General features: G+C 68.0%; 6 protein-coding genes. 4 read left to right on the forward strand and 2 right to left on the reverse strand.

Annotated features, from left to right (window positions below; genetic code table 11):
* Positions 1–140 precede the first annotated feature (140 nt).
* On the forward strand, positions 141–1,334 hold the full coding sequence (locus OG811_RS16085) for a hypothetical protein (RefSeq protein WP_406075308.1): 1,194 nt from the start codon (positions 141–143) through the stop codon (positions 1,332–1,334).
* Positions 1,335–1,386: 52 nt separating this feature from the next.
* On the opposite strand, the gene OG811_RS16090 is transcribed toward OG811_RS16085, so the two are convergent.
* Entirely contained in the window at positions 1,387–1,815 is a 429-nt protein-coding gene (locus OG811_RS16090) for a VOC family protein (RefSeq protein WP_406075310.1), read from the reverse strand.
* Positions 1,816–2,147: 332 nt separating this feature from the next.
* Between OG811_RS16090 and OG811_RS16095 the strand changes: the two genes are divergently transcribed.
* Positions 2,148–3,263: a ricin-type beta-trefoil lectin domain protein gene (locus OG811_RS16095; RefSeq protein ID WP_406075311.1), complete on the forward strand. Its 1,116-nt coding sequence runs from the start codon at positions 2,148–2,150 to the stop codon at positions 3,261–3,263.
* A gap of 320 nt (positions 3,264–3,583) precedes the next feature.
* Here OG811_RS16095 and OG811_RS16100 read toward each other — a convergent pair whose 3' ends face one another.
* Positions 3,584–6,667 carry a DUF3427 domain-containing protein gene (locus OG811_RS16100; RefSeq protein ID WP_406075313.1) on the reverse strand — a complete coding sequence of 1,028 codons (3,084 nt, stop codon included), beginning with the start codon at positions 6,665–6,667 and terminating at the stop codon, positions 3,584–3,586.
* 342 nt (positions 6,668–7,009) lie between these two features.
* Here OG811_RS16100 and OG811_RS16105 point away from each other — a divergent pair, with 342 nt between their 5' ends.
* Both OG811_RS16105 and OG811_RS16110 read left to right on the forward strand, forming a co-directional pair.
* Positions 7,010–7,663 (forward strand): hypothetical protein, encoded by a 654-nt coding sequence (locus OG811_RS16105; RefSeq protein ID WP_406075314.1) that lies wholly within the window; start codon positions 7,010–7,012, stop codon positions 7,661–7,663.
* 11 nt (positions 7,664–7,674) lie between these two features.
* The gene (locus OG811_RS16110; RefSeq protein WP_406075315.1) at positions 7,675–9,249 is read left to right on the forward strand and encodes a 3'-5' exonuclease; all 1,575 of its coding nucleotides are present in this window, start codon (positions 7,675–7,677) and stop codon (positions 9,247–9,249) included.
* Position 9,250 lies beyond the last annotated feature (1 nt).

The raw sequence follows: 9,250 nt of genomic DNA on the forward strand, positions 1-9,250 counted from the left end.
GCTGTGGGGGCCCTGCGCAGGCTGGCCCCGCGGCCGTCCCCGCGTATGCCCGTCAATTCTCTCCTTTCGGGCGCAAAGGGATGCATCGATCCCGCCCGCGTTCCCTGTCACGTATGTGACTGGTTGTACCACGTGTGACCGTGACCTCACTGACGCGCTCCCCCTGGCGGATCGCCTGGGCCGAGCGCGAGAACGAGCGCCGGCAGCGCGCGTACCGCGACGCCACCGACGCCTGGCTGCGCCGCAACGACCACCTGGTCCGGCTCCGCATCGAAGCCGCCGGCTTCCTCGGGTGTACGCAGCCACGCACCGGCCTGCCGGTGGACCTCGACGATGACGAACTCGTCTTCCGCGTCATCCCCAGCGCCGAGTTGGTCGAGGCCGAGGCGCGGCACGTCCCCGGGCTGCCCACCCCGGGCGGTCTCTGTGCCTTCGCTGAGGCTTCGGGCGAGGCGCTGCCGGCGGGCCTGCGGATCGTCGACAGTGGCATGGCCGTCGTGACCAGCCACCGGGTGGCGTTCTCCGGGAGTGAGCGCCGGCGCGAGTGGACGTACGCAGACCTGGTCGGCGCCGCCCACCACACGGACGTCCCGGTCACCCTGCTGCCGGACCACAGTCGACTTCTGGGGCTGCTCGTTCCGGCCAGCGCCGTGGTGAACTTCCGCTTCTACCTCACCCTCGCCGTCGCCGTGGCCGCCGGGGAACGCGCCGCCGTCACCGCGCAGCTCGACGCACTGCTGTCCGCGCACCGGGACGCCCGGCCCACGCCGCTGCCGTTGGTGGGGCCGGACGAGGCACCGCTGGCGGCAGTACGCCCCGACCGCCGGGCGCTCGCTGCTGCCGCCGTCGCGACGGTGGTGTTCGCGACGATCGGTCCAGGCGCTCTGGGGCCGGAGCGGGCCGGTCCGGTGCAGCGGGCGGAGATCGTGGTTCAGGCTCAGGCGGTCCTCGTCCCGGTCCTTCCCGTCGGGCCGGTGGCACCCAAGGCCAGGGCCGGATCGGTCGATCGTGCGACGCAGAGCCTTCCGTACGCCCCGTCGGCTGTTCGGCCGGTGGTGCTGGCGTCCCGCCCGGTCGCCTTGGGTGCGGTGGGACCGTCGATCGCGGTGGCCCAGTCGTCCGTCGCTCCGGCCCCGTCGGCGAGTTTGCCAACGCCTGGTCTGGTGCCCGCCACGGAGCCGCCTGCCCTTCCGACGCCTACCGCGTCGGCGTCCCCGACCGGGCCGGCACCGACTGCGACGCCTTCGTCGGATCCCGCGCTGCTGATGGTCTGCCTGGATCCCCTACAACTGCCGCTGCTGGGCCCTTTGCTCTGCCCGTCTCCGGCGCCCTGATCCGCGCCCGTGCCGGCTCATGCGCGGTGGCTGGGCTGGTCTGCCTGCGGACTCAGTCCATTGCGCTGAAGTCGGGGACGGTCAGGGTGCCGTCCGGGCCGAGGGTGAAGCCGGGGTTCCAGGCGATCTCCCAGAGGTGACCGTCCGGGTCGGCGAAATAGCCGGCGTAGCCGCCGTAGAACGTTTCCCGCGCCGGCTTGGTCACCGTGGCGCCAGCCTTGGTCGCCGTGGCGATCAGCTCGTCGACCTCCGCTCGGGAGCGGACGTTCTGGGCCAGGGTCATTGCGCCGGTGCCCGGGTCGTGGATGCCGGCGTCGTCGGCCAGCTTGTCGCGACCCCAGAGGACGAGGGCCAGGCCGCCGGCCTGAAAGAAGACCGTCTCTTCAACCTCCTGGCCCTGCCAGCCGAGCTGCTCGTAAAACGCTTTCGCCCGCGCCACGTCCGTGACTCCCAGAGTGACCAGACTGATCCGCTGCTCCATGTTCGTAACCTAACCCGCGATCACTCGGGGGCGTGGCAGACGTCCCCGAGGTTGTTGCCGTCCGGGTCACGGACGAACGCGGCGGTCTACGCGGGGCGGGTGGTCCGGACAGCCGCCGATCGGGCGACAGCCGATGGATCAAACAGAGCTAGACCAGATTAACCCAAGGAATCTACAATCATCGCTGTTAGCGCTCACACTCGTCCCAGTGCTGAGGCAGTTGCGCCATGCCCAAGTGACTGTCGGCGCGCCGGGTAACGCCCGGCAGCCGGCGGCTGCTCGGTCCGGCCGGCCCATGCCCTCGGCCAGCTCGACCAACCAGGGGAGAAGCTATGCGAACGAGGGCACAATGGCTCGCGACGCTCGCCGCGCTCGGTGTCGTGGTCGCCGGAGTGGTGACACCCACCGGTCCGGCCCAGGCGGAGTCCAACGGCGGGGTGCGTGTGATGCCGCTCGGCGACTCCATCACCGAGGGCACCCAGGTGCCGGGCGGGTACCGCATCGGGCTCTGGCAGCGTCTCGTCAACGACCGGTACACCGTGGACTTCGTCGGATCGCAGTTCAACGGGCCAGCCGGCCTGGGCGACCACGACCACCAGGGGCATCCCGGTTGGCGTATCGACCAGATCGACGCGAACATCGTCGGCTGGCTGAACACCCAGCGGCCGCAGACCGTCCTGCTGCACATCGGCACCAACGACATCCTGCAGAACTACAACGTGAGCACCGCGCCGAATCGGCTCTCCACGCTGATCGACCGCATCACCACCACCGTGCCGACCGCGGAGGTGTTCGTGGCGCAGCTCATTCCGCTCTCCAACAGCGGCCAGGAGACAGCCGTTCGCACCTTCAACGCGGCGATACCCGGCATCGTCCAGAACAAGGTGAACGCCGGTAAACGGGTGCGCCTGGTCGACATGCACAGCGCTCTCACCACCGCCGACCTGATCGACGGCATCCACCCCACGGCCGGCGGCTACGACAAGATGGCCGCCCGTTGGTACAGCGCCCTGCAGTCGGTGCCCGGAAGCATCGGCAACCCGGGCAGCGGCGGCGGGCAGACCACCACCACCCTCGTGGGCGCCCGGTCCGGCAGGTGCGTCGACGTCCCCGGGAGCTCCACCACCAACGGCACCCAGGTGAATCTGTGGGACTGCCACGGCGGTACGAACCAGCGGTGGACCTACACCGCCGGCAAGGCACTGACCGTCTACGGCAACAAGTGCCTCGACGCCGCCGGCTACGGCACCTCCCCGGGTACCCAGGTCACCATCTACGACTGCCACGGCGGGACGAACCAGCAGTGGAACGTCAACGCGAACGGCACCATCACCGGAGTGCAGTCCGGCCTCTGTCTGGACCCCATCAACCAGGGCACCAGCAACGGCACGAAGCTCATCCTCTGGACCTGCACCGGCCAGGCCAACCAGCAGTGGAACCGCCGATAGCTCCGCCGGGCCGCGTCTTCGCGGCTCGGAGCAGAGCCACCGGTTAGTCGCCGCGCCCTCGGCCAGCACCACGTGACACCCCAGCGTCGAGGCGCGCGGCGAGGCTCGTCGGCGTACTCCTCCAGGCGGGTCTTACCTCTCCGCCCTGGCCGGCATTGGCGGTGCGCTTCTGCTCATCGGCGGCGTGAGCTACGTGATCGGACGCCGACGTCGGTCCCGCTTCGTGGCATAGCTCATTCGACGCGCCCGGCTCGATGCTTCGTCGGGCCGGGCGCGATCAGCACCGTTCAGTGGCTCTCCACGGGTGTGCTGCGGATGGCTTAAGCGGCGATCGTGCGAGCGGTGGCGTACACGTCGGCGGGGAGGGCGTGGTGGAGCTGCCACAGGACGCGCATGGGTCGGTCGCCGGTGTGCGACTCGTACGTCATGGTGCCGGCGTAGAGGTACGGCGGTGCGCCCAGGTCGCGGTCGGCGATCCGGGTTTCCCGAACGAAGAGGTGCACGGTCGAGCCGCCCGACGCGTAGCGCTGCCCCGTCGTCGACGCCGAGGATGTTGTGCTCTGGGACTCCCACTGAAACAGGGTCTCGGTGATGGCCCGGTCGGCGTACATGGTGGTGGGGGAGTAGTGCGCCTCCGACTTGACCAGGGTGACGAAGAACAGGTCGGCACCCGCGTCGGGCAGCCACTTCACCCCCTCACGCAGTGACCCCGGGTTCGTCATCCCGAAGGCGGCGCACGCTTCGTTGCGGCTGTACCGGGCGTGCACCCGCAATGGCACCGCACCCGGAGCGGCAGTCGGCGTGACCCGATGGATGCGATCCCGCAGCACCTCGGCGACCTGCCGCAGCTCAGTGCAGCGCGCCGGCTCCTTCCACAGTCGTGCCAGCCGGTCGTTGCGCCTGGCTAGGGATGCGGTCGGCCCCCAAAGGCTGAAGTGCAGCATGTCCAGCAGTCGGCCGTTCCCCGCGTACACCTGCTGACCTGGCGCCGGCGGTCCGGCCGCGACCCGGGTCAGCAGCTCCAGCCGGTCGACGTCGTCGGTGTGCAGCATCCGACCGATGGCCCGGCCGAGTTCCCGGTCGTCTGGGCCGGGCGCGGACGTCTCGATGCCGGCGAGCCGGCGTAGGCCGGTCCAGCCGCCGACGCTGGCCGACCGGTAGACGTCCTCGATCTCTAGGCCGGTCTCGCGGAGGAATGTTGCCAGGCTGACGTCGCCGAGCTGCCGCAGTTCGGCTACCAGACCGGCCTTCGAGGTGGGCAGTGCCGATCGCAGATTGGCGAGCACGACCTCCTTCGCCACCCGGTCCAGCTCGACGTGGCAGCCGCTCGGCAGGCTCGGGAAGTCCTCGCGGACCGCTTCGGTGATCGCCCGTCGGCTGACCCCGGTCAAGGCACGCCAGCGCAGGTCGAAGCGGAAGTTGGCGTGCTGCCCGCCAATGAAGTCGAGCACGGTGAGGCAGGGCTTGTCGTCGTCGAGGCGCAGCCCACGGCCGAGCTGTTGCAGGAAGATCGTGGCGCTCTCGGTGGGCCGCAGCATCAGGATCGTGTCGACCATCGGCAGGTCAACGCCCTCGTTGAACAGGTCCACGGTGAAGAGCACCCGAAGCTTGCCGGCCTTGAAGTCCCGCAACAGCCCCGCCCGATCGGTGCCGGCCCGCGAGGTCACCGCCGCCGCCTCGACACCGTGCTTCCTGAACCAGGCGGCCATGAACTCGGCGTGCCCGATGCTCACGCAGAACCCGAGCGCGCGCATCCGCCCGACGTCCACCTTGTCGCGGACCGCCCGCAGCACCGTTCGCGCCCGCGCATCGTTGCCGGTGTAGATCGTGTTCAGCTGCGTCGGGTCGTAGCCCTGCCCGCGCTTCCAGGCGACCTGCGACAGGTCCACGTCGTCGTGCAGCCCGAAATACTGGAACGGCGCCAGCAACTGCCGCTCCAACGCCTCCCACAGGTGCAGCTCAACGGCCGCCCGGCCATCGAACCACCGGCGCACGTCGCCGCCGTCGGCCCGGTCGGGGGTCGCCGTCAGGCCCAGGAGTACGCGGGGACGCAGCCGCTCCAACAGCCGGGCGTACGTCGGGGCCTCCGCGTGGTGGAACTCATCCACGATCACCATGTCGTACGCCTCGGGGTCGACCTCCCGCCGGTGCAGCGACTGGATGGAGGCAAAGACGTGCTTCCAGCCGTTCGGCTTCTCGCCCGCGACCAGCGTCTCGCCGAAGCTGCCATCCCCCATCACCTGCCGGAACGTCGACAGGCTCTGCCGCAGGATCTGCTCCTGATGAGCGACGAAGAGCAGCGAGTCTGCCCTTTTGTTGCGGTGCAGCCGGCGGTAGTCGAGGGCGGCGACCACCGTCTTGCCGGTGCCGGTCGCCATCACCACCAGGTTGCGCCAGCGTCCGTGCACCAGCCGCTCGGCATCCAGGTCGGCCAGGATCTCGGCCTGATAGGGGTACGGGCGCACGTCGAGGTTCGAGATCTGGGTCGGGGCCTCGTCGCGGCGCTCGCCGCTCAACGCGTGTCGTAGCCGCTCGGCGTCCCTGGCTGCGTTGTACGACTCGAAAGCCGGATCGTTCCAGTAGTCCTCGAACGTCGCCGCGAACGTGTCGATGACGTGCGGCTGCTCCATGTTCGAGATGCGGACGTTCCACTCCACGCCGTCCACCAGCGCGGTCTTCGACAGGTTCGACGAGCCGACGTATGCGGTGGTGGTGCCGTTGGCCCGGCGGAACAGCCATGCCTTGGCGTGCAGACGGGTGGTCCTCGTTTCGTAGGACACCTTGATCTCGGCGCCCAGCTCGGCGAGCCGATCCAACGCTCTTTGATCGGTGGCGCCGAGGTAGGTCGTGGTGATGACCCGGACTTTGCCGCCTCGGGCGACCAGCGCGCGGATGGCTGGCTCGACGATGCGGAGGCCGTACCACTTGATGAACGCGCAGAGCAGGTCGACCTGGTCGGCGGAGGCCATCTCGTGGTTGACCTCGTGACCGATGCGGGGCTGGTGACGGCCGTTGACGAGGAGGGCGCCGGTGGAGAGCGGGGTGGTGGGGCGCTGCGGGAAGGTGGGCTGCGCGGGTGGAGTCGGTGGGGCGGCGATGGCGTGGAGCAGGTGCTTGGCGTCGGCTACCTGGTCCTGCTCCGTGGCTGCCTTTGGGCTCAGGGTGGCGATGGCGTCCGCGATCTGGTTCGCCAGGGTGACCTGGTGGTGGAGCTTGTCGTCGCCGTTGGGGAGGGACTGGAGGGCTCGGGCGGCCAGGGCGGCGATGTGGCGGGCGAGGGTGTGGTGGGCGTCGGCAGGGTCGAGTTTGTTGCGTTGGATGAGGGCGGGGTCGACGTGCTGGAGGCGGTCGGCCAGCTCACGAGTGATCAGGTGCTCGTAGAGACCTCGCTCAAGATCCGTCATCCCGGCAACCTAGCTGGCAGTGGCCGTGCGGCGCTGTCCGCCACAGGGCCTACTGCAGCTGTCGGGTTGGCGACAGTGGTGCTTTACATCGTTTAAAGACTTGCCTGGCCTATCACCCTCACCAGGGGCCCACTGACTATCCGTGCACTGCTATCGCCTGCAGTTGACCTGCGGAAACGCGCAGCATCGGCAGGTCGTCGCCTTTAGCAATCTCACCTTTGGAGGTTCTCGACAGCGCAAACAGCTTACTTGGGACCGGCTGATCGGCTGAATACCTCGGGGTCCCACTCTCGGGGCTCCGGGCGTAATGTCCGCGCCACACCTTGTGGGGAGGTGAGGTCGATGCTTGCCGGGCTGGAGATGCCGCCCGCGGTGGAAGCGGAGCGGGTGATCACAGCGGTGCTGGCCAATCTGCGCTTCCGCGATCGCTGCAGAGTGGTGGTTGTCTCGTCGCGCGAGGCCGGCAAGTCAGCCCTTGTAGTGTGCGCTGCCGTTGAGCGATTGATCGTCATCGCGCAGACCAACGAGCAGGTCGACGACCTGACCGACCGTCTGGCGCAGAAGTTGTCCGAGCTGTGCATCGGCCGGCTCTCCGCCGCCGCCGACTACCGAAAGTCGGAGCGGGTGAAGGGCCAGGAGATGGTCTGGGTCGGGGTGAAGGTGACCGACCTCGGCGTTCGGGCCGTCACCGTCGGTACGATCGCCAAATCGGCCACCGTCACCGACTGTTCCTGGGTTGGGATTATTGTGGATGAGGCTTACCAAATGCGGTCGAATGCTCTGTTGCGCGCGGCCGGCAGGTTCGAGCCGGCCCTTTTCGTCGTTGACCCAGGGCAGCTCGACGGGCTCTCGACGGTCGAGACCGTGCGCTGGACGGGCCTGACCGGGGATCCGATGCAGATCGCGGTGGCCGTGCTGCTGCGGCACAACCCGGACCTGCCGGTACACCGGCTGCTAGTTTCGCGGCGGGCGCCCGAGCGCTCGGTCGACTCATGACAAGAGATTCTGTGGCGAGCGTTGAGGGCCTAAGGAAACTGGTACTGGACTCAGCGCGCCAGCTGGGCATGCACGTCATCGAGGCCGGCAGTGACGACTGGCCGGACATGATTCTACTCGATGAGGAACGTGGCCTATGTGTCATGGATATCGCCGGTGAAAACATTGATGTTCAAGACAGAGCGCCTGCTATTCGTCTAAATCGCAAAGTGGCTAACCTCCGTCAGGACGCTCCGGAACTAGGCGATCTTCCGATCATCCGCCGAATCGTGGCACCTGCCCCGGCTGCTGAGGGCAGCGCACTTCTGCTGGGTGCCGCCGATGTTCAGGGTGGGCGTTGGGCGGAGACGTGGCTCCCTGCCATGGTAGATGTTGACGCTCTCCGGCGGCTGCAGCAGCGGCTCACGCCGGCACTTCTCTTCCCTGACCTGCCCGTTCGATCGCTTGACGATCCCAATGCGGAAGGGCGGGCGCATTATCGCTTGCGGCTCGATTCTGCGCAGGCGGAAGTCGCCATGCGGAACATACGGGATGTTGCGGTTGTCCACGGTCCTGCAGGCAGCGGCAAGACCTTGGTACTCGTCGCGCGAGCACGCTGGCTAGCGAGGTCGCATCCGGACTGGCGTATCCAGGTCCTCTGCTACAACCGTCTACTCGTGCCGCACCTGCGGCGCCTCCTCGCCGATACTCCGTCTGTTCAGGTCAACACCTTCGGGCGGTTCGCCCAGGACATGGGCCACCGCATCGATCTGCGGGAAGAATTGCACTCCGAGGCCGACCTTGGACGAGCCATCCGTCGCGGCATCACCCCGACTATCGACGGCCTCTTGATTGATGAGTGGCAGGACTTCTTCCCGGCCTGGACGAGGTTCGCCCTGGCTGCGCTGCGTCCGGGGCGCGGAGGAGCGATGCTGGCCGGCGACCCCGTTCAAGCCCTGTACCGCGACGGAGACGCCCGGAACGCCCTCGCGGGCCATGCGATCGACGAACTGCAACTCGACATCCCGTACCGGAGCACACGGGAGATTCTCGATGTCGCTGCGGCCCTTGATTCCACCTTCACTGTCGCAGGCGCCGGCCAGGCGCCCGCCGGCGAGCCGGTCGACCTCATTTGGGCGGAAAAGCCCGCCTCGCAGGCCTTGGCGGTGGCGGCGGACATCCGGCTTTTGCTCGATCAGGAACAACGGGAGCCACACGAGATCGGCGTGCTCGTAGCCTTCAAACGCGGTATCGGTGCAGTCGCTCGTGCATTGGATGAAGCTAATGTTCCCTACCAAATTGCTAGATCCTGGGAATCTGACAGCTATCAACCGTCGAAGCCGGCTGTCACCGTCATGACGGTCCACTCCGCCAAAGGCTACGAGTTCGCCGTCGTGTTTCTCGTTGGATTGGAAGGGCTTCCGGCCCCGGACGGAACGATTGAGACTGCGCGTTGGGGACGAGTGGGCTACGTTGGCGCCACCCGCGCCCGCGATCAGCTGCTGATCACGTACTCCAAGGACAGCTACTATCTTGACCGCCTCCGGTCGCTCGAGGGCGACATACGGCGATGGACATGGCCTGACGACTATCCCGAAGGAGCCTGAT

The sequence above is a fragment of the Micromonospora sp. NBC_01638 genome (genome assembly GCF_045209745.1).
Classification (GTDB): Bacteria; Actinomycetota; Actinomycetes; order Mycobacteriales; family Micromonosporaceae; genus Micromonospora.

Bases quoted from the DNA above. Each gene is read 5' to 3' on its own strand.
- OG811_RS16090 (WP_406075310.1), bottom strand. From the start codon at position 1,815: ATGGAGCAGCGGATCAGTCTGGTCACTCTGGGAGTCACGGACGTGGCG.
- OG811_RS16095 (WP_406075311.1), top strand. From the start codon at position 2,148: ATGCGAACGAGGGCACAATGGCTCGCGACGCTCGCCGCGCTCGGTGTC.
- OG811_RS16100 (WP_406075313.1), bottom strand. From the start codon at position 6,667: ATGACGGATCTTGAGCGAGGTCTCTACGAGCACCTGATCACTCGTGAG.
- OG811_RS16105 (WP_406075314.1), top strand. From the start codon at position 7,010: ATGCTTGCCGGGCTGGAGATGCCGCCCGCGGTGGAAGCGGAGCGGGTG.